The sequence below is a fragment of the Brevundimonas mediterranea genome (assembly GCF_011064825.1).
Lineage (GTDB): Bacteria > Pseudomonadota > Alphaproteobacteria > Caulobacterales > Caulobacteraceae > Brevundimonas > Brevundimonas mediterranea_A.
Genome location: NZ_CP048751.1, coordinates 2,427,110 through 2,447,221, shown reverse-complemented (window position 1 = coordinate 2,447,221; position 20,112 = coordinate 2,427,110). Strand labels below are relative to the sequence as shown.

Below are 20,112 nucleotides of genomic sequence, written 5' to 3'. Positions count from 1 at the left end.
GGCGCAGGGGATAAGGGATCAGAGTTTGCGTCGCGCCGTCACCATCAAACACGTCGCCGCCGAGGCGGGCGTTTCGCTGCAGACCGTGTCGCGGGTCATCAACAACGAGCCGAATGTTCGACCGGTTGTGCAGGAGCGTGTACGCGCCGCCGTGGCCAAGCTGGGCTATGTTCCCAGTCTGGCGGCGCGGCGAATGGGGGGATCACGCTCCTATCTGCTGATGGCGCTGAACGACCGAGACCGGACCATCGAGGGCTGGAAGTCCGGCGAGGGCACCGACTGGGTCGATCAGATGCTGATGGGCGGCATGCTGAAGTGCGAGGCCCACGGCTATCGGATGATCTTCGAACTGGTCGACACCCATTCGGACCACGTCGATGCGGCGGTGCGCGGGGCCATCGCCGCCCTGCACCCCGACGGCGTCATCCTGACCCCTCCCCACTCTGAGAACCCGGCCATCACCGGCCTGCTGAGCCAGCTGGGCCTGCCCTTCGCCCGGATCGCCTCGATCGCAGAAGGGGACGGATTCGCGGTGTCGATGGACGACGCCAAGGCGGCCGCCTTTGCGACCGACCATTTGCTGGGCCTGGGCCATGTCCGCATCGGCTTCATAACCGGCAGCGAGGAATATGCGGTCAGCGGGGCGCGGCTGGAGGGGTATCGCCGCGCCATGTCGGCCTCGGCGCACGGCCTGGACGAGACGCTGGTCGCGCGCGGCGATTTTTCCTACGAGTCCGGCGTCGCCGCCATGGAGACCCTGCTGGCCCTGCCGTCGCGGCCCACCGCCGTTCTGGCCAGCAACGACCGCATGGCCCACGCGGCCCTGCGCACGGCCAGACGGAACGGCCTGGCGGTCCCTGCCGACCTGTCGGTCATCAGCTTCGACAACACGCCCCTGGCCCGGTTCGCCGACATGACCGCCGTCATTCAGCCTATCGCCGAAATGAGCGCGGTCGCCGCCGAACTGCTGATCCGCTCCACGGCCGGCGACGCCGAACTGCCCCGGCAGAGCATGGTCGATTTCGGCTTCGCCCCCAGAGGCTCCACGGCGCCGCCGACGACCTGATCCGTCGTCCGGACCCGCTCGGCCAAACGCCCGACGCCGCTGTCGTCGCGGCCTGGGCGGTTAATGAAACGTACACGGCTTAATTGTCTTTCATCCGCCGCCTCAACGTCATGCATCGGCGTTCGCAGTGTCGCCTCGGCGACATCACCGCCGGTTACTGATCGCCGTTCAGGCCAAGCTTGGGGAAAAACGATGGCGAGTGAATTCAAGACGCGGCTTATGGCTGCCGCGGCGCTGACCGGCGTGATGGCGGCGGCGCACGGGGCCCAGGCCCAGTCGGCGGAGCCGGCGACGCTGGACGAGATCATCGTCACGGCCCAATTGCGCGCACAGAAGACCATTGAGGTCCCGTTCGCCCTGACCGCCTATTCCGGCCAGTTCCTGGAAGACCTGGGCATTCAGGAGTTCGAACAGCTGTCGGCCTTCGTGCCCGGCTTCCTGGTGCAGAACCAGTCGCCCAACAACCCCGGTTTCGTGATGCGCGGCATCACCTCCGACTCGGGCGCCGCCACGGCCGAACCCCGCGTCTCGGTGTTCCAGGACGGCGTGTCGATCTCCAAGTCGCGCGGCTCCTATGTCGAACTGTTCGACCTGGAGCGCGTCGAGATCGCCAAGGGTCCGCAATCGACCCTGTACGGCCGCGGCGCCCTGATCGGCGCCGTCAACCTGGTCCAGAACCGCGCTCAGCCGGGTGAGACCGAAGCCTACGCCAATATCGAGGCCGGCAACGAAGACTATCGGATGGTCGAGGGCGCGCTGAACCTGCCCGTCGGCGAGACGGGAGGCCTGCGCCTCGCCACCCGCCTGAAGACGCGCGGCGGTTCGGTCGAGAACCTGCTGGGCGGCGAAGACTATAACGCCATCGAGACCAAGGCCGTGCGTCTGTCGGGCGCCTGGGCGCCGTCGGACGCCATGCGGTTCGACGTGATCGGCAACTATCAGAACGACCACGCCTCGGGCACCTCGTTCAAGTCGATCGCCTACGAACCGGCCGATCCGAACACCGGCGCGGTGTTGGGCGGCAAGGAGCCCTGGGAGGGCGCGGCCCTGACGCCGGGCGGCGATTTCGACGGCGGCAAGACGCTGGGCCTGAGCCGCGAAGTCTGGGGCGTGACGGGTCTGGCCCGGATCAATCTGAATTCGGCCTGGACCCTGAACTCGACCACCGCCTATCGCGAGTTCGACAACTACGAGACCTTCGACGCGGACGGCGTCTCCCTGCCCATCCTGACGGCGGCGGAAGAGACCCATGGCGAACAATGGAGCCAGGACCTGCGCCTGGGCTTCGACAACGGCGGTCGCCTGACGGGCTTCGTCGGCGCCGGCTGGTTCCACGAGGAAGGCTACCAGCGCGCCCCGGCCCAGTTCGACGAACGTCTGGTTCTGGCACAACTGGCCGGGCTGCTGGACGGATCGCCGACGGCGGTCGGCGACAACACCCTGCCGCTGTCGGTCTATCCGACGGTGGCGCGTAACGTGCTGACATCTATGCTGACGCCGTTGGGCGCCGGCGCCTACGCTGCTCCGATCACCGCCAATCTCGACTCGAACCATATCGAGACCTCGACCAACAGCTCGGAACTGACGTCCTATGACGTCTTCGCCGACGCCACCTACGCCTTCACCGACAAGTTCGAAATGTCGGCTGGCGTCCGCTACACCCGCGACGACAAGACCACCGGCTATGCCAGCTCGGTCGATAGCCGGTCGGCCCTCGGCGCCCTGCTGGCGATCCAGGCCGGCGCGATCCCGGCGGCCCAGGTGCCGGCCTTCCTGGCCGCCATGGCCAATCCGGCCTTCGCCAACCTGCCCGCCAGCGTCTTCCCGCTGTTCGGCCTGACATCGCAGCCGACGGCCAACAACGGCGATTTCTCCTACTATGACTCGGAAGACGACGGCGTCACCTGGCGGGTCACGGCCCGCTACGAACTGACCGACGACACCAATCTCTACGCCAACTATGCACGGGGCCGTCGTCCGGAAGTGATCAGCGCCTCGGGTCCGTCCGCCCCCGGCGGCGCGGCGCGCTTCAGCCCGGTCGATGCGGAAACCGTCGACAGCTACGAGATCGGCGCCAAATCGGCCCTGCTGGACGGGCGCCTGCGCGTGGACGGCGCGGTCTTCATGTACAACTACGAAAACTTCCAGACGACGATCCAGCAAGGCACGCAGTTCATCACCACCAACGCCGGCGAGGCCAAGTCCTACGGCTTCGAGGGCCAGGCCAACTTCGCCGTGGCCTCGATGCTCGACCTGTTCGCCACCTACGCCTACAACCACTCGCGCTTCGAGAACGGCATCTACGACGGCAACCAGTTCCGCCTGTCGCCAGACAACGCCGCCTCGATCGGCGCGACCTGGCGCCTGCCGGTGACCGGCGGCGAGATCGAGGTCCAGCCGACCTACACCTGGCAGTCCAAGGTCTTCTTCAGCGACGACAACGACATCCCGGCGCTGCAGACGGCCAACTTCGTCGCCGACCTGATCCAGGACGAATATCAGGACGCCTACGGTCTGTTGAACCTGCGTATCCGCTACACCCCGGACTCGACCAACTGGGGCGTCGAAGCCTTCGGCGAGAACATTCTCGACGAGGAATACATCAAGGACGCCGGCAACACCGGCGACGCCCTGGGCATGCCGACCTTCATCGCCGGTCGCCCGGCGGCGTACGGCCTGGTGTTCAAACTGAAACTCTGAGGATCGAACGATGAATCTGGATCGCCGCAGCCTTCTGGGACTGATCGGCGCGGGGGCGGCGACGCCCGCCGTCGCCCAGACCGCCCATGCCGGTCAGGTCGCCTTCCTTCACGGGGTGGCCAGCGGCGATCCGGATCAGCATTCCGCGGTCTTCTGGACCCGCGTCACCCCGGCCGATCCGTCGGTCGGGGAGATTGCGGTGGTTCTTGAAGTGGCCAGGGACGCCGACTTCACCGACATGGTGCGTCGCTTTACCGACCTGACCGCCCGGGCCGAGCGCGACTTCACCGTCAAGCACGACCTGAACGGTCGCGGCCTGGAGCCGGGTCGGGAGTATTTCTATCGCTTCATCGCCAATGGCGTGACCTCGCCGGCGGGTCGGGTCCGCACCCTGCCCCAGGGCGCGACGCCGCAGGTCAACCTGGCCGTGGTGTCTTGCCAGCTCTATCCGGGCGGCCTGTTCAACGCCTATGAGGCCATCTCGCAGCTGGACCGGTTGGACGCCGTCGTTCACCTGGGCGACTACATCTACGAATACGGCGCGGCGCCGGGCGACTACGGCATGGCGACGGGCGCGCCGCTGAACCGGGCGCCCCTGCCGCCCCACGAAATCATCAGCCTGGCCGACTATCGGACGCGCCACGCCCAATACAAGACCGATCCCGATCTGCAGGCCGCCCACGCCCGCGCCGCCTTCATCTGCGTCTGGGACGACCACGAGGTCGCCAACGACGTCTGGATGATGGGGGCCGAGAACCATCAGCCGGCGACCGAAGGCGACTTCGCCACGCGCAAGGCGGCGGCCCTTCGCGCCTATTACGAATGGATGCCGATCCGCGAGGCCAAGGCCGGCGCCATGAAGGAAGCGATCAACCGCAGCTTCCACTTCGGCGATCTGGCCAGCCTGCACATGGTCGAAACCCGTCTGACGGCCCGCGCCGAACAGATGGACTTCGCCAACATCCCCAAGACCGCCGACGGCCGCCCGGACATCGCCGCCTTCGAGGCCCAGCGTCAGGAGCCGTCGCGCGACCTGCTGGGCGAGGGTCAACGCCGCTGGCTGGGCGAGGCCATGAGCCAGTCCAAGGGCGCCGGTCGTCCGTGGCAGATCCTGGGCAACCAGGTGGTCATGGCGCGGGTCAAGGGGCCGAACATCGAACAGATGCTGCCGCCCGCCCAGGTGGCGCAGATGATCGCCAGCCTGCCGGCCGATATCCAGCCCCAGGTCGAGGCCGCGATCCAGCTGTTCAAGCTAGGCCTGCCGTTCAACCTGGACAGCTGGGACGGTTATCCGGCCGGTCGCGAGCGTCTGTACGAGACGATGAAACAGGCGGGCGTCGAGCCGATCGTCCTGGCCGGCGACAGCCACGCCTTCTGGGTCAACGAACTGTATGACAACGGCGGCCAGCGTCGCGCGGTGGAGTTCGGGACCTCGGCCATCTCCAGTCCGTCGCCCGGCGACATGGTCGGCGGCCTGCCGCTGGGCCTGGCGCTGGAAGCCGCCAATCCCGAGGTCAAGTTCTGCGACCAGGCGTCCAAGGGCTATGTCCTGCTGACCCTGGACCGGGATCAGGCGGTGGGCGAACTGCGCGCCGTCTCGACCATCCTGGCCAAGCCGTATCAGAACAAGACGGTGAAACGCTATCGGTTGGCTCAGACCGCGACCGGTCTGGGTCCGCTGGAAGACGTCACCGAACCCGCCTGATCGAGGCCACCGCCAGGGTCGCCCCGCCGAAACAGGCGGCGGCGGCCAGGAACAGGCTGCGGAAGTCCAGACCCAGGTTCTCCAGCAGGACCAGGGCGATCAGGGGCGCGATCGCCTGGGGCAGGGTCACGGCCAGATTGATCAGGCCCAGATCCTTGCCCCGGTCCTCGACCGAGGGCAGGACATCGGTCATCAGGGCGATGTCGATCGCGCCATAGCAGCCCTGGCCCACCCCATAGAGGGCGAAGGCGACGACCACCGTGGTCCAGTCCTGAGTGGTCGCCAGCACAGCCGCCGCGATGGCCAGCAGCACCCCGCCGGCGATGGCGAGCGGCTTGCGCCGCGTGATGCGCGAGCCGCCCATGGCGACGACGGTGCTGACCCCGACCACCCCCACGACGGCGATGGCGGTCAGCAGCGAATGGCCGGCCTCGGCCGAGCGGCCGGGAAACAGGATCGGAAAGCCGATAGCGTCGGCGATGTAGAAGAGCAGATAGAAGGCCACCAGCGAATAGCCGGTCACCACCAGGAACCGATAGGTCCAGGCCAGGGTGAAGTCGCGAACGGCGAAGGGGTGCAGCAGGCTGGGCAGAGAAAACCCTGACAAGGGCGCCCGCACCCGGTCGGCGGGCGCCGGATCCTCGCGCGACAGCAGGGCGAAGGGCACGGTCGCCGCCAGGACCACGGCGGCCAGGGTCGCGAAGCGCGCCACCTCGCCCTGCGGCCCCCAGGCCATCACGACCGAACCGATCATGGCGGCCAGCGGATAGGCCATGCCCATCACGGCCGACATGGCGCTGCGCCGGTTCTCGGGCACCCGGTCGGCGAACAGGGCGATCAGCGGGGCCAGCAGGATGTTGAAGGTCAGCTGGAAACAGACCAGGCCCAAAATCAGTCCCAGAGGGGTCGAGGACTGCTGGATGGCGGCGTAACTGCCGACCGTCAGAACGGCGCCGACCACGATCCACGGCCGCCGCCGGCCGTGCCGCGACCGTGTCCGGTCGCTAAGGGCGCCGCCGATGATATTGCCGAGCCCGGCGGCCATACAGCCCCAGAACAGGGCCTGGCTGAGCAACGGCCCCTTGGCCTGACCGTCGATCATCTCGGCGTGGAGGGGCGCGAGCACCTGAAGCAGGGGCGCCACGCCGATGAAGGCGCCGATATAGGCGACGGCGTAACCGATCAGGAAGGCCGACCCGACCGGCCGGGGAGACACGCCGGCGGTCATGCTGCGGGTCTCAGGCCCGGGCGGCCCGCGCCGTCTCGACGCCCAGCGCGCGCAAGGCGGCGGCGGCGATATGGTCCGCGTTGAGCCCCGCCAGAGCATACATGGCGGCGGGGGCGTCCTGGTCCTGGAAGACGTCGGGCAGGTTCAGGGTGCGGACCTTGAGACCGCGATCCAGCGCGCCCTTCTCGGCGAGCAGTTGCAGCACGAAGGCGCCGAAGCCGCCCATGGCCCCCTCCTCCACCGTGATCAGGGCCTCGTGCTCCCGCGCCAGGCGCAGGATCAGGTCGGCGTCCAGCGGCTTGGCGAAGCGGGCGTCGGCGACGGTGGCGGACACGCCCCGGGCGGCCAGCAGATCGGCGGCCTTCAGCGATTCCTGCAAGCGGGTGCCCAGGGACAGGATGGCGACCGAGGTCCCCTCGCGCACGATCCGGCCCCGGCCGATCTCGAACGGGGCGGCCAGTTCCGGGATCTCGACCCCGACGCCGTCGCCGCGCGGATAGCGGAAGGCGCTGGGGCGGTCGTCGATGGCCAGGCTGGTCGAGATCATGCCCGCCAGTTCGGCCTCATCGGCGGCGGCCATCAGCACCATGCCGGGCAAGGCGCCCATGAAGCCGATGTCGAACGACCCGGCGTGGGTCGCGCCGTCTGCGCCCACCAGACCGGCCCGGTCCATGGCGAACCGCACCGGCAGCGACTGGATGGCCACGTCATGGACCACCTGGTCATAGCCGCGCTGAAGGAAGGTGGAATAGATGGCGCAGACCGGCTTCATCCCGTCAGCGGCCAGGCCGGCGGCGAAGGTGACGGCGTGCTGTTCGGCGATGCCGACGTCATAGGTGCGGTCGGGGAAGGCCTGGCCGAACAGGTCAAGCCCCGTGCCCGAGGGCATGGCGGCGGTGATGGCCACGATCGAGGGATCCAGGGCGGCGTGCTTGATCAGCTCGGTCCCGAACACCTTGGTGTAGCTGGGCGCGTTCGACACGGACTTGGCCTGTTTGCCCGAGACCACGTCGAACTTGACCACCGCATGGAGTTTGTCGGCGCTGCTCTCGGCCGGGGCGTAGCCCTTGCCCTTCTGCGTCACGACATGGACCAGCACCGGCCGGTCCTCGATGGCCGCCGCCTTCTTCAGGATCGGGACCAGATTCTCCATGTCGTGCCCGTCGATGGGGCCGACGTAGTAGAAGCCCAGCTCCTCGAACAGGGTGCCGCCGGTGACCATGCCGCGGGCGTATTCCTCGGCCTTCTTGGCCGCGTTGCGGAACGGGCGCGGCAGGTGCTGGGCGACCGAGCGGCCCAGGCGGCGGACGTTCTGATAGGCGCCGCCGGACACCAGACCGGCCAGATAGGCGCTCATGCCCCCGACCGGCGGGGCGATGGACATGTCGTTGTCGTTCAGGATGACCATCAGCTGACCATTGGTCGCCTCGGCGGCGTTGTTCATCGCCTCATAGGCCATGCCGGCCGACATGGAGCCGTCGCCGATGACCGCCACGACCTTGTTCTTCTCGCCCTTCTGGTCGCGTGCGGCGGCGAAGCCGAGGGCGGCGCTGATCGAGGTCGAGGCGTGGGCGGCACCGAAGGGGTCGTACTCGCTCTCGCTGCGCTTGGTGAAGCCCGACAGGCCGCCGGGCTGGCGCAGGGTGCGGATGCGGTCGCGACGGCCGGTCAGGATCTTGTGGGGATAGCACTGGTGGCCGACGTCCCAGATCAGGATGTCCTTGGGCGTCTCGAACACATGGTGAAGCGCCGTAGTCAACTCGACCACGCCCAGGCCCGCGCCCAGGTGGCCGCCCGTGACCGAGACGGCGTCGATGGTCTCGGCCCGCACTTCTTGCGCCAGCTGTTTCAGCTGGGCGATGTCGAAGCCCCGCATGTCGGCGGGAAACTTGACGGTGTCGAGAAGCGGGGTGTCGGGCATCAGCCGGGAAAACCTTGAAAGTCTGATCAATCAACCCCTGGGGGAGATCAATGTTTCGTATCAGGACCGGCGCTTTAGCACAAAGTCCACGCTCGCCTTGAGGATTTCCGCCTCGTGCCCGAACGGCTCCAGGTGAGCCCTGGCCTGGTCAGACAGGTGCGCGACCCTCTGTCGCGCCGCCTCGAGCCCCAGCAGGGTGACGAAATTGGTCTTGCCCAAGGCCGCATCCTTGCCGCCGGCGGCCTTGCCCATTTCTTCGGCCGAACCTTCCGCATCCAGAAGATCATCGACGATCTGATAGGCCAGGCCGACATCGTGGGCGAAGCTGATCAGGGCGTGCTGGTGCTGGGCCGAGGCCTCGGCGATGATCAGCGGAATCTCGAAGGCGTAGGCGAACAGGGCGCCGGTCTTCAGCCGCTGCATCCGGGCGACGCCGCCCAGATCGTCGCGCACGCCCAGCAGGTCGATCATCTGACCGCCGGCCATGCCCCGCGCGCCCGAGGCCATCGACAGCCGCGCCGCCAGTTCGCACCGCACGACCGCGTCCTCGTGGGTGTCTTCGTGCAGGATGATGTCGAAGGCCGCCGTCTGAAGCGCGTCGCCGGCCAGGACCGCCGTGGCCTCGTCATAGGCGCGGTGGACCGTTGGGCGCCCACGCCGCATGTCATCGTCGTCCATGCACGGCAGGTCGTCGTGCACCAGGCTGTAGGCGTGGACGCATTCCAGGGCGCAGGCGGCGCGCAGCACCGACCGTTCGTCGATATTGAACAGGCGCGCGGCCTCAAGCGCGAAGAAGGGGCGCAGCCGTTTGCCGGGGCCCAGGGCCGCGTAACGCATGGCCTCGGTCAGGCGGGCTTCCGGTCCGTCGGCGCGCGGCAACAACTGGTCCAGCGCGACCGTGACCAGATCTGCGACCTCGGCCACCCGGTCGATCACGGCCTGTTCGGGCGAATTGGCGGCGAGCATAGGGGTCAAAACAGTCGCCCGCCCAGCGGCAGGTCGCGGTCCACCCCGACCAGCACCACCTCGCCGTCCGCATCGGGAAAGCCGAGGGTCAGAACCTCGGACTTCGCCGGCCCGATCTGGCGCGGCGGAAAGTTGACGACGGCGGCGACCTTGCGGCCTTCCAGTTCTTCCAACGTGTAGTGGCGGGTGATCTGGGCCGAGGATTTCTTGACGCCGATCTCGGGGCCGAAATCGATCTGGAGCTTGAACGCCGGCTTGCGCGCCTCAGGAAACGGCTCGGCCTTGACGATCCGGCCGACGCGAATATCGACCTTCATGAAGTCGTCGAAGGCGATGGTCGGCGTCATTCGAACGACGCCGCCTCGACGCCCTTGGCCTGGCCGTCCGGTCCAACGACGATCTTCTCGACGCGCAGCTGGGCCGCCTTCAGACGGGCCTCGCAATGGGCCTTCAGCTTGGCGCCCTCTTCGTACAGGGCGATGGATTCCTCCAGCGGAGCCTGGCCTGATTCCAGGCGTGACACGATGGTCTCCAGGCGCTGCAGGGCGTCTTCGAAGCTGAGGTCGGCGGGGATGGCGGCGGCGGTATCGGTCATGGCGCGGACCCTAGAGGGGGTCGAAGCCTGCATCAACGGTGGATGCGGCTATCGCTTCTCGTAGCGGCGCTGGGACCAGTATTTGAAGCCCTGATTATGCACCAGTTTCCAGCCGTCGGCCTTCAGACGGGCGCCGACCATGTGATTGAAATAGCCGTGGGCGAAGACCAGCACGTCCTGGCCGGTTTCGGCGCGGGCGATCAGCTTGCGCGCCGCCTGTTCGGCGCGGGCCTCGGCCTCGGCGCGGGTTTCCTGGCCGCCGTGGTGGTCGAAGGCGTGCCACCAGAAGCGCGACACCACGCCCCACCATTTCGGCGACAGCTTGATCCAGTCGGGAATTGGCGGCGGCGGCAGGGGCGCCTCGATGAACAGGACGTCCGACATGACCTCACGCCCGGCGGCGGCGGCGGCGGCGGTCTCCTGGGCGCGCTGGCGGGTCGAGGCGTAGATGGCGCCGGCGCCCTGGGCGGTGGCGACCAGTTCGGGCGGCGGAGTCTGGCCGGCCAGCAGGCCGCCGATCTCGTATTTGGCCCACCAGTCGCCGTACTGACGCGCGGTGATCAGGCATTTGCGCGACAGGGCCGGCTCGCCGTGGCGCGTCAGGGTGATGGCGCCCGGCCGCAGAGCCGTTACAGCGCCGGACTCAGTCGATCCTGCGGCCTGCGGCGCAGGCTGATCGGTCGAATCGAGGGACAGGGCGGGGGATGACATGGCGATCGGACGGCCCTTAAGTTTCAAGGCTTTAGACGTCCTATTCCTCCCCGAGCGCGGCGACGTGTGCGACCGCGGAGCGGCCTAGTCCTTCAAGGTCGTAACCGCCCTCGAGCGCGGACACAACCTTGCCCGAACATGTCTGCGCGCCGCCTGTCGGCGGTGACGCGCGTCTCGCCCCATTGTAGAGCCGGATCATGACCGAGACTCTGATCCGCCCTGCCCGCCTCGAAGACGCCGAACCCCTGGGCGCCCTAGGTCGCCGGACCTTCATCGACACCTTCGTGACCGGATTCGCCATCCCCTATCCAGAGATGGACCTGAAGGCCTTCCTGGACGCCAGTTTCGACCCCGAGCCGACGCGAAAGAAGCTGACCGAACCCGGCTGCGCCTGGTGGGTGGCCGAGCGGGACGGCGCCCTGCTGGCCTTCGCCAACGCGGGTCCCAACGGCCTGCCCCACCCCGAGGCGCGCCCGGAGCACATGGAGTTGCGCCGCCTCTATGTGTCGAAGGCCGCGCAAGGCCTGGGCCTGGGCACGAAACTGCTGACCCTGTCGCTGGACTGGATGGAGGCCCATACCCAGGGGCCGCTTTGGATCGGCGTCTGGAGCGGAAATGAAAAGGCCCAGCGTCTGTACGCCGCCTATGGGTTCGAGAAGGCGGGCGAATACGAATACCCGGTCGGCGCCTGGCGCGACCACGAGTTCATCTTGCGGCGCGGCTGATCCGGGTTCACATCCTTTCCATGCTCCTCCCCTTCTTCACCGCCCTGCGCGACGCCAAGGTTCCGGTGTCGATGAAGGAATGGCTCCATCTGATGGAGGCCATGGATCGCGATCTGGCGGGGCGCGAGATCGAGGCCTTCTATCACCTGTCGCGCGCGGTTCTGGTCAAGGACGAGAAACACTATGACCGGTTCGATCAGGTGTTCGGGACGGTGTTCAAGGGCGTGGAATCGGTCGGCGCGGGCGAGGATCTGACCACCGACATCCCCGAGGACTGGCTGCGGCTGCTGACCGAAAAATATCTGACCGACGAGGAGAAGGCGCAGATCGAGGCGCTGGGCGGCTTCGACAAGCTGATGGAGACGCTGAAGCAGCGGCTGGAAGAGCAGAAGGAACGCCATTCCGGCGGCTCGAAATGGATCGGCACGGGCGGGACCAGCCCCTTTGGCCACGGCGGCTATAATCCTGAGGGGGTGCGGATCGGCGGGCCGGGCAAGCATGGCCGGGCGGTCAAGGTGTGGGAGAAGCGCGAGTTCCGGAACCTGGACGACACGGTCGAGCTGGGCACGCGCAACATCAAGGTGGCCTTGCGCCGCCTGCGCCGGTTTGCGCGCGAGGGGGCGGCGGAAGAACTGGACATCGACGGCACCATCGACGGCACGGCGCGCCAGGGCTGGCTGGACATCCAGATGCGGCCCGAGCGGCGCAACACGATCAAGGTCCTGCTGTTCCTCGACATCGGCGGGTCGATGGACGGCCATATCAAGCTGGTGGAGGAGCTGTTCTCGGCGGCCCGGACCGAGTTCAAGAACCTGGAGTTCTTCTACTTCCACAACTGCCTGTACGAAGGCGTCTGGAAGGACAACCGGCGGCGTCACACCGAGCGGATTCCGACCTGGGACCTGCTGCACAAGTATCCTGGGGACTGGCGGGCCATCTTTGTCGGCGACGCGACCATGTCGCCCTATGAGATCACCATGCCGGGCGGCTCGGTCGAGCACTGGAACGAGGAGGCCGGCGCGGTCTGGATGAAACGCGCCCGTCAGCAGTGGGAGAAGTCGATCTGGCTGAACCCGGTGCAGGAACGATACTGGAGCTACACCGCCTCGGTCGGCCTGCTGCGCGAGGTGATGGACGAGCGGATGTTCCCCCTGACGCTGGAAGGCCTCGACAAGGCGATGCGCGCCCTGACAAGGTAGATTTCGCGTTCGAAGCGAACGCGCCCCATTACGAAGGGCCTGACCGATGATCGCCGCCGCCTTCGCCCTGCTGTTGCTGCAACAGACCGCCCCCTCCGTCGTGTGGGAAGCGCCCGCCGCCGAACCTGCGACGGAAACGCCGATCGCGGCGCCTTCACATACGGTGCCGGAATGGGGCCTGGCGGATCCCTTCGGCTATGAGCGCGCGCGCTGCAGCCCCCAACTGCGCGGCGCCAGGACGCTGGAGGACTGTCAGGCCAAGGTGCGTGGACAACTCGCCTTGGCCCTGGGCGAGGATTTGCCGGATGCGCTGCGACCCGTCGGCATGGCGGGCGATTGCCAGATGACGCAGGCGACGGAGCGCGGATCGCCCTATGGCCTGCAATGCGGGCCGCAATCGCGGACGCCCGCCGCGTCGTCCACCCCGCAGGAAATGGATTGTCGCCCCCGTCCCGTCGAAGGCGGTTTCAGCTCCGAGTGCCGGCCGGTCGATGAGGCCAAAAACAAGGGTCTGTCGCTACGTCTTTGGGGCGGCAAGGACGACTGAAAACAGGGTCCGCCCAAACCGAAACGCCGCCCGCTTTCGCGGACGGCGTTCGGGCGGTTACGGATCGGGGGAAGGCTTACTTGTCGTCTTTCAAGCTGTCCTTCACGCCGCCGACGGCGTTCTGGACCTTGCCCTCGACCTGATCGGCCTTGCCTTCGGCCTGCAGCTTGGAATCGCCGGTCAGCTTGCCCGCGCCTTCCTTGATCTTGCCGCCCATGTTCTTGGCGGAGCCTTCGATACGGTCATGATCGGCCATGCTAATTCTCCTGTTCGAGCGACGTCGTCATGACGTCGCGACTCACAGAAGAAACGGGAAAGCCGTCGGGCTTGTTCCGTAAGGCTCAGCTTGCGCGACGCAGCCAGACCGCCACCGCCCAGGCGTGAGCGTCATGCCGCAGGCGCGACAGGGCGACGGTCGGGTCCAGCCAGACCAGGGTGTGATCGTCCTCGCATTTGGCGTCAGGATTTTCGCCCGTGACCACGCCGGTCCAGAAACCGCCGATGTTGCACAACGGCTCGCCATTGCTTTTCAGGTGATACTGGCCCGCCTCGGCGATGCGGTTCAGCGGCTTGACGTCCAGGCCGGTCTCCTCGACGAATTCTCGCACCAGGGCCTGAACCTCGCTCTCGTCCCCGTCCACGGCCCCGCCGGGCAGGTCGAAATAGGCTCCGGTCGTCCGCTCGACCCGCACGCAGGCGATCAGGCCGTCGCGTTCGACGACGCCGAACGCCGTCGCCCGGTGGCGGTAGTCGATTGCAGGATTGCGAACGCCGAACTGAAGCATGACTAAACTGACCCTAGAGGTCGAAGGCCAGCCGGGCGCGCACGCCCTTGTGGGCGGCGTCGAACTCGACGGCCGAACGCAGTCCCGAGGCCATGGCCGAGATGATCTTGCCGCCCAGCCCCGTGCCCTTGGGCGCGCCGTCGCCCAGGCCCGGCCCGTCGTCCTCGACCGTCAATATGGCGCGATGTTCGCCCTCGGGCTGCAGCTTGATGCGGATTTCGCCGCCCTGGCCCGGCAGATAGGCGTATTTCACGGCGTTGGTGACCAGTTCGGCGACGACGACGCCCAGGGACACGGCCTGATCTGTCGTCACCCACATCGGCGCGGCGTCCACGACCAGGCGCGGCGAGCCTTCGCCCGGACCGACGGACTTGGACAGTTCGTGCATCAGGCCTTCGAGATATTCGTCCATGGCCACCCGGCTCATGTCGCCCGAGGTGTAGAGGCGGCGATGGACGTGGGCCACGGCCTCGATCCGCGCCTGGCATTCCCGCAAGGCCTCGCGCGCGCCCTCGTCGGTGATCTGGCGCATCTGCAGGGACATGAAGCTGGACACCAGTTGCAGCGAATTGCCGACCCGGTGATTGACCTCGCGCAACATGGCCTCGGCCCGGTCACGGGCCAGACGGACTTCCTCCTGCGCGATGTCGTTCTCACGCTGCAGCCGGCGACGCAGCACGGCGTCTTCCAGGGCCGACCGCAACAGGGAGGTGAAGTCTTCCGACACGTCCTTGATGACATAATCCGCAGCGCCCGCACGCAGGGCGGCCACAGCGATCCGGCCCTCCTGGGCGCCGGTCACGTAAACGACCGGAGGCGGCGCGTTCAGGGTCAGGATGTCCGGCAGAACGTCCAGCCCGTCGCGGCTGGGCATATAGTGGTCCAGGGCGCAGACGTCGTACTCATGGGCCGCAAGCAGCGCCAGCCCGGCGTCACCATCGGGCGCGCAGGTCACGGCGAAGCCGTGGCGGCTCAACTCCTTCTCGACCAGCCGCGACAGGCCGCGGTCATCGTCGATATAGAGCAGTCGAATGGCGCCGGAGATTGCGGTCACTCGATCTCCGGGGCCTGCATCACCGACAGGAACAGACCCAGTTGGCGGATCGCGCCGGCGAAGGATTCATAATCGACCGGCTTGGTGATGTAGACGTTGCAGCCCAGATCGTAGCAGCGCTGGATCTCGACCTTGTCGTCCGTGGTCGTCAGAACCACGACGGGCGCGCGCTTCAGTCGGTCGTCGGATTTCACCTTCTCCAGAATGTCGGTGCCCGACATATCCGGCAGGTTCAGGTCCAGCAGGATCAGCAGCGGGCCGTTGGCCAGGATTTCCGCACTGAACAGATAGTCGAGCGCCGCGCCGCCTTCGTCGAAATGCTTGATCTCGTTGCTGATATTCGCACGGCGAATATTCTTCTCGATCAGTTTGGCATGACCGTGGTCGTCTTCGACCATGATGATTTTGACGGGTTGCGTCACAGCACGCCTCCGGGTTCCGACAGGATCAGTCGTTTGGGGAATTTCAGAAGGAAAGTCGAGCCCTTGCCAAGCTCGGACTCCAGATCGATGACCCCGCCGATCCTGCGCACGCTGTTGCGAACGAAGGCCAGGCCCAGTCCCTCCCCGGCGCGGTCCTGCTTGCCCGAACGACGGAACAGTTCGAAGATTCGTTCATGGTCCCTGGGCGCGACGCCGCGTCCATTGTCGGCGACCCGATAGACGATCCAGCCGCCGGGGACCTCTTCTCCCGAGACGACGATCTCGCCCGGCCGGCCGGCGTCCAGATATTTGACGGCGTTGTCGATCAGATTGCCCAGGATCTGTTCCATCGACAGACGGTCGCTCTCGATCGGCGGCAGGCTTTCGACGACGATCCGTGCGCCGGAGGCCTCGGTCTGATGGTGGACGCTGTCGGCGATGTTCTGGGCCATAGCGGTCATGTCCAGCGGCTCCGGCGCCAGATTGCGCCGCCCCTCGCGCGACAGTTTCAGGATGGCGTTGATCAGCCGGTCCATCTTTTCCGTGGAGGCCCGGATGAAGCCGAGGGCCTCCGGCATGTCCTCGCGCACGGCCGTGACGACGTCGGCGCTGACAGGGCCTTCGGCCTCCGCCTCTCGGATCGCCGCATCGATCACCTTGCCGGCCTGCTCCAGTTCGGAGGTGTAACCCATGACATTGACCAGGGGCGCGCGCAGATCGTGGCTGACGATATAGGCGAACCGCTGGATCTCGTCGTTGGCGCGGGTCAGGGCGGCGGTGCGGTCGCGGACCGTGTCCTCCAGGCCGGCGTTCACCGCATCCAGTTCCTCGCGCGCCCTCTGGATCTCGCCGACGTAGCGACGCACCATCCAGGCCGACAGCAGGGCCAAAATCAGCACCAGAAGGCCGGTCATGGCGTTCATCAATACCGTGACGAAGGCGGATCGCTCGGATGCATGGGTGCGGTCGGCGATGCGGGCGGACTTGAGGGCGTCGAAGTCGTCGATGGCCACGCGCAGTTCGTCCATGTAGCGCTTGCCTTCGCCGGAGCGCACGGACTGGATCGCCTGCCCTATGCGACCCGCGCGCGCCAGGGCCAGCGTGCCCTCCATTTCTTGAAGCTTGGCGTCCGCCAGGCGTCGTATGCGCGCCACCGGCTCCTCCAGGACAGGGTCGCCGACCACGCCCTGCTCCAGAAAGCTGAGGGCCGGCTCCCGCTCCGCCCTTGCGGCCTCGAAGGGCTGAAGGAAGTCGCTCCGTCCGGTCAGCAGAAAGCCGCGCTGCGCCGTCTCGGCGTCCAGCATGGAGATCAGGACGGTGCGTGACGCCCGCCGCATCTGCTGTGCATGTTCGATCGTGTCGTTCACCGTCGCGGTGCGCCGGATCATGACGAAGGTCGAGATATTCACCGTAAGCAGCAGGACGAAGGCCAGGATCAGCAAACCCGAGACGGATCGCACAAGCGACGGCGTCCGCAGGAAGGTGCTGAAACGCGACCAGTTCTGGCTTTGTCGAGGTGTCATGCCACGAGCATTAGCGGCGCCGGGGCGTGCGTCAAACGCCTGTTGCACGAAACCTGCGGGCTTTTCGCGGCTTGTGGTTAATATGGCCCGGCATGACCTTGCGGGGGCGGGGCTTAATCGGGGACGGGACGATGATCGGGTGGTGGTGGATTTTGCCGACGGCGGTGGCGCTGATCGGGCTGGTTCTGTTGATCCGGGGCTTGCGGGCTCTGTTCGGCGGCAAGCCTCTGAGCGGGGGCCTGGGTGCAGTCTTCGGCGGGGCCATTCTCTGGGCCGCCTGCCTGGCCGCCCTGTTCGGCATGAATATTCAGACCTACGCCCGCCTCACCTACGAGCGTCCGGTCGCCACCCTGACCCTGCGCCAGATCGGGCCGCAGTATTACGAGATCAACCTGGTCCAGCCCCCGCGCGAGGGCCAGGCCGCCGCTGCGGGCGCCCTCTATCCGGTTCACGGCGACGACTGGCGGATCGAGGCCCAGGTCCTGAAGTGGAAGCCTTGGGCCAATGTTCTGGGGCTGGATGCGCAATACCGGCTGGACCGGTTGTCCGGCCGGTATCGAGCCATCGAACAGGAGTTGCACGGCGAACGCAGCGCCTATGACCTGGCGGCGGCCGAAGCCAACGCCCGCAACGGCGCCGTCCCCTTCAAGGTCGAGGCCTGGGACGCCATCCGCCGCTACCGGCGCTATGTGGATGCTGCGGACACCCTGTACGGCTCGGCCGCCTATATGCCGATGGCCGACGGCGCCCGTTACGAGGTCTGGATCACCCAGTCGGGTCTGGTCGCCCGCCCCGTCAACGACGTCGCACGCAACGCCTCCGCCGGCGGCTGGAGGGTGGCGAACTAGGCCGCGATCCAGTCTGGTCTAAACCTGCCCCAGGGTGCGCAGCTTGGCGCGCGGGTGGATCTCGTTCTGACTCATCACCACCGTCTGCCCGCGGAAGCGCTCGATGATCGAGCGGACATAGGGGCGGGTCTGCGGGCCGGTCAGCAGGACGGGGTTTTCGCCCGACATGGCGATCCGTTCGAAGGTCTCGCGCACGGAGCGGATGAAGTCCTGAAGCCGTGACGGCGCCATGGCCAGTTGCTTGTCCTCGCCGCCGCCGACCAGGCTCTCGGCGAAGGCGCTTTCCCATTCCGGCGACAGGGTGACGATGGGCAGGGCGCCGTCGCCGCCCTGGTGCTGCCAGCACAGCTGGCGGGCCAGGCGGGCGCGGACGTGTTCGACCAGGGTGGTGACGCTCGTGCTGTGGGGCGCCGCCTCGGCCAGGCCCTCCAGGATCGCCGGCAGGTCGCGGATCGAGACCTTTTCGCGCAGCAGGGCCTGAAGCACGCGCTGCAGGGTGGTGACGGTGACGACGCTGGGGATCAGTTCCTCGACCAGCTTCTTCTCCTCGACCCCCAGTTCCTTCAGCAGCTTCTGCACCTCGCTGTAGGACAGCAGGTCGGCCATGTTTTCCTTCAGGATCTCCGTCAGGTGGGTCGTCAGCACCGTCGAGGGATCGACCAGGGTGTAGCCGTGGAAGGTGGCTTCCTCGCGCAGGTTCTCGTTGATCCAGGTGGCTGGCAGGCCGAAGGCGGGTTCGCGCATGTGTTCGCCCGGCAGCTCCACCTGGCGGCCGGCGGGGTCCATCGCCATCAGATGGCCCAGACGCACTTCGCCTGCGCCGGCGTCCATCTCCTTGATGCGGATGGCGTAGCCCTGGGTCGGCAGGCGCATATTGTCGAGGATGCGCACCTGCGGGATGACGAAGCCGTATTCCTGGGCCAGCGACCGGCGCAGGGCCTTGATCTGGTCGGTCAGGCGACGCCCCTCCAGATCATTGATCAGGCTGAGCAACGAATAGCCCAGCTCGATCTTCACCTCGTCGATGGTCAGGATGCTGGAGATCGGCTCTTCGACCTCCTCCTTGGGCTTGGCCGCTGCGGCGGCGATCTCGGCCTCCGTCGGCTGCGGCTTCAGCCGGCTGCGTCCCAGTTTCCAGGCCATGAAGCCCGAACCGATGGCCAGGGCGGCGAAGGGGATCAGCGGCATGCCGGGGATCAGGCCGATCAGGCCGGCGGCGCCGGACACAACGCCCAGCGACACCGGGTTGGTGGCCAGCTGGGTCACCATGGCCTTGTCCGCCGTACCCTCGACGCCCGCCTTGGACACCAGGAAGCCGGCGGCGATCGAGATGATGATGGCCGGCACCTGCGTCACCAGACCGTCGCCGATGGTCAGCTGCACATAGGTGTTGGCGGCCTCCATCGCCGGCATGCTGTGTGTCAGGGTTCCGATCAGGACGCCGCCGATGGCGTTGATGAAGGTGATGATCAGACCGGCCACGGCGTCGCCGCGCACGAACTTGGACGCGCCGTCCATGGCGCCGAAGAAGGTCGATTCCTGCTCCAGCTCCTTGCGGCGCAGCTTGGCCTGATCCTCGGTGATCAGGCCCGACGACAGATCGGCGTCGATCGCCATCTGCTTGCCGGGCATGGAGTCCAGGGTGAAGCGAGCCGACACTTCGGCGATCCGGGTCGAGCCCTTGGTGATGACGACGAAGTTCACCACCAGGATGATGGCGAAGATGATCACCCCGATGATGAAATTACCGCCCATCATCAGTTGGCCGAAGGCGTTGATTACCTGCCCCGCCGCGTCGTGGCCTTCCTGGCCGTGGGTCAGAATCAGGCGTGTGGAGGCCAGGTTCAGGCCCAGCCGGAACAGGGTCGAGACCAGCAGGACCGTCGGGAAGATGGCGAAGTCCAGCGGCCGCTTCATCATCACGGCCGTCATCAGGATCAGCACGCTGGACACCAGCGAGATCGCCAGCAGCAGGTCCAGAAGCATCTTCGGGACCGGCAGGATCAGCAGCATGATCACGCCGATCACGCCGACGGCCATCAGCACTTCGCCGCGGTTGACCCAGCCCAGGACGTCGCGCCCGGTGGGGCGCGCCATGCCGTCCTTCATCATCATGG

19 protein-coding genes are annotated in these 20,112 nt (G+C 67.0%); 7 read left to right on the top strand and 12 right to left on the bottom strand.

All coding sequences use genetic code 11. The features are described 5' to 3' along the window. Nucleotides 1-25 precede the first annotated feature (25 nt). From GYM46_RS11990 to GYM46_RS11980, 3 genes are all read left to right on the top strand, one after another. Nucleotides 26-1,066 carry a LacI family DNA-binding transcriptional regulator gene (locus tag GYM46_RS11990; protein ID WP_198004296.1) on the top strand — a complete coding sequence of 347 codons (1,041 nt, stop codon included), beginning with the start codon at nt 26-28 and terminating at the stop codon, nt 1,064-1,066. A gap of 219 nt (nt 1,067-1,285) precedes the next feature. Beyond that, entirely contained in the window at nt 1,286-3,766 is a 2,481-nt protein-coding gene (locus GYM46_RS11985) for a TonB-dependent receptor (RefSeq protein ID WP_231492440.1), read from the top strand. A 10-nt stretch (nt 3,767-3,776) separates the two neighbouring features. Next, on the top strand, nt 3,777-5,471 hold the full coding sequence (locus tag GYM46_RS11980; RefSeq protein WP_008263515.1) for an alkaline phosphatase D family protein: 1,695 nt from the start codon (nt 3,777-3,779) through the stop codon (nt 5,469-5,471). Here the strand turns inward: GYM46_RS11980 and GYM46_RS11975 are convergent. Genes GYM46_RS11975 through GYM46_RS11950 form a run of 6 tightly spaced genes read right to left on the bottom strand, consistent with a single transcriptional unit; the run spans nt 5,455 to nt 10,892 of the window. Further along, nucleotides 5,455-6,699, bottom strand: a complete 1,245-nt coding sequence (locus tag GYM46_RS11975; protein WP_008260513.1) for an MFS transporter — start codon at nt 6,697-6,699, stop codon at nt 5,455-5,457. The genes GYM46_RS11980 and GYM46_RS11975 overlap by 17 nt on opposite strands. Before the next feature lie 10 nt (nt 6,700-6,709). Continuing rightward, nucleotides 6,710-8,623: a 1-deoxy-D-xylulose-5-phosphate synthase gene (gene dxs, locus GYM46_RS11970; RefSeq protein ID WP_196066344.1), complete on the bottom strand. Its 1,914-nt coding sequence runs from the start codon at nt 8,621-8,623 to the stop codon at nt 6,710-6,712. 57 nt (nt 8,624-8,680) lie between these two features. Then, complete coding sequence (locus tag GYM46_RS11965; protein ID WP_008261771.1) at nt 8,681-9,586, bottom strand: polyprenyl synthetase family protein; 906 nt, start codon at nt 9,584-9,586, stop codon at nt 8,681-8,683. Between the two features lie 5 nt (nt 9,587-9,591). After that, nucleotides 9,592-9,933: a tRNA-binding protein gene (locus tag GYM46_RS11960; RefSeq protein WP_008261106.1), complete on the bottom strand. Its 342-nt coding sequence runs from the start codon at nt 9,931-9,933 to the stop codon at nt 9,592-9,594. After that, a complete protein-coding gene (locus tag GYM46_RS11955) occupies nt 9,930-10,181 on the bottom strand; it encodes an exodeoxyribonuclease VII small subunit (protein ID WP_008260204.1) in 252 nt (83 codons plus the stop codon). Before GYM46_RS11955 ends, GYM46_RS11960 begins: the two co-directional genes overlap by 4 nt. A gap of 48 nt (nt 10,182-10,229) precedes the next feature. Beyond that, the gene (locus GYM46_RS11950) at nt 10,230-10,892 is read right to left on the bottom strand and encodes a histidine phosphatase family protein (protein ID WP_008258932.1); all 663 of its coding nucleotides are present in this window, start codon (nt 10,890-10,892) and stop codon (nt 10,230-10,232) included. A gap of 197 nt (nt 10,893-11,089) precedes the next feature. Here GYM46_RS11950 and GYM46_RS11940 point away from each other — a divergent pair, with 197 nt between their 5' ends. The 3 genes from GYM46_RS11940 to GYM46_RS11930 are packed head-to-tail and all read left to right on the top strand — an operon-like array spanning nt 11,090 to nt 13,363. Next, nucleotides 11,090-11,617: a GNAT family N-acetyltransferase gene (locus GYM46_RS11940; RefSeq protein ID WP_008259783.1), complete on the top strand. Its 528-nt coding sequence runs from the start codon at nt 11,090-11,092 to the stop codon at nt 11,615-11,617. Nucleotides 11,618-11,637: 20 nt separating this feature from the next. Beyond that, nucleotides 11,638-12,816: a vWA domain-containing protein gene (locus GYM46_RS11935; protein ID WP_008262925.1), complete on the top strand. Its 1,179-nt coding sequence runs from the start codon at nt 11,638-11,640 to the stop codon at nt 12,814-12,816. A gap of 46 nt (nt 12,817-12,862) precedes the next feature. After that, entirely contained in the window at nt 12,863-13,363 is a 501-nt protein-coding gene (locus GYM46_RS11930) for a hypothetical protein (protein ID WP_008263540.1), read from the top strand. Nucleotides 13,364-13,439: 76 nt separating this feature from the next. Here the strand turns inward: GYM46_RS11930 and GYM46_RS11925 are convergent, their stop codons facing one another. From GYM46_RS11925 to GYM46_RS11905, 5 genes are all read right to left on the bottom strand, one after another. After that, nucleotides 13,440-13,619, bottom strand: a complete 180-nt coding sequence (locus GYM46_RS11925; RefSeq protein WP_008260033.1) for a CsbD family protein — start codon at nt 13,617-13,619, stop codon at nt 13,440-13,442. Nucleotides 13,620-13,704: 85 nt separating this feature from the next. Next, nucleotides 13,705-14,148, bottom strand: a complete 444-nt coding sequence (locus GYM46_RS11920; RefSeq protein ID WP_008262403.1) for an NUDIX domain-containing protein — start codon at nt 14,146-14,148, stop codon at nt 13,705-13,707. 13 nt (nt 14,149-14,161) lie between these two features. Next, the gene (locus GYM46_RS11915) at nt 14,162-15,202 is read right to left on the bottom strand and encodes a sensor histidine kinase (protein WP_008260327.1); all 1,041 of its coding nucleotides are present in this window, start codon (nt 15,200-15,202) and stop codon (nt 14,162-14,164) included. Continuing rightward, nucleotides 15,199-15,624 carry a response regulator gene (locus GYM46_RS11910; RefSeq protein ID WP_231492442.1) on the bottom strand — a complete coding sequence of 142 codons (426 nt, stop codon included), beginning with the start codon at nt 15,622-15,624 and terminating at the stop codon, nt 15,199-15,201. Before GYM46_RS11910 ends, GYM46_RS11915 begins: the two co-directional genes overlap by 4 nt. Continuing rightward, nucleotides 15,621-17,147: a sensor histidine kinase gene (locus GYM46_RS11905; protein ID WP_008263096.1), complete on the bottom strand. Its 1,527-nt coding sequence runs from the start codon at nt 17,145-17,147 to the stop codon at nt 15,621-15,623. The genes GYM46_RS11910 and GYM46_RS11905 overlap by 4 nt, the downstream gene beginning before the upstream one ends. A gap of 131 nt (nt 17,148-17,278) precedes the next feature. Between GYM46_RS11905 and GYM46_RS11900 the strand changes: the two genes are divergently transcribed. Beyond that, nucleotides 17,279-17,995, top strand: coding sequence for a hypothetical protein (locus GYM46_RS11900; RefSeq protein ID WP_008258917.1), 717 nt, complete (start codon nt 17,279-17,281; stop codon nt 17,993-17,995). Nucleotides 17,996-18,013: 18 nt separating this feature from the next. On the opposite strand, the gene flhA is transcribed toward GYM46_RS11900, so the two are convergent. Further along, nucleotides 18,014-20,110, bottom strand: a complete 2,097-nt coding sequence (flhA, locus tag GYM46_RS11895; protein ID WP_008260312.1) for a flagellar biosynthesis protein FlhA — start codon at nt 20,108-20,110, stop codon at nt 18,014-18,016. Between the last annotated feature and the right edge of the window lie 2 nt (nt 20,111-20,112).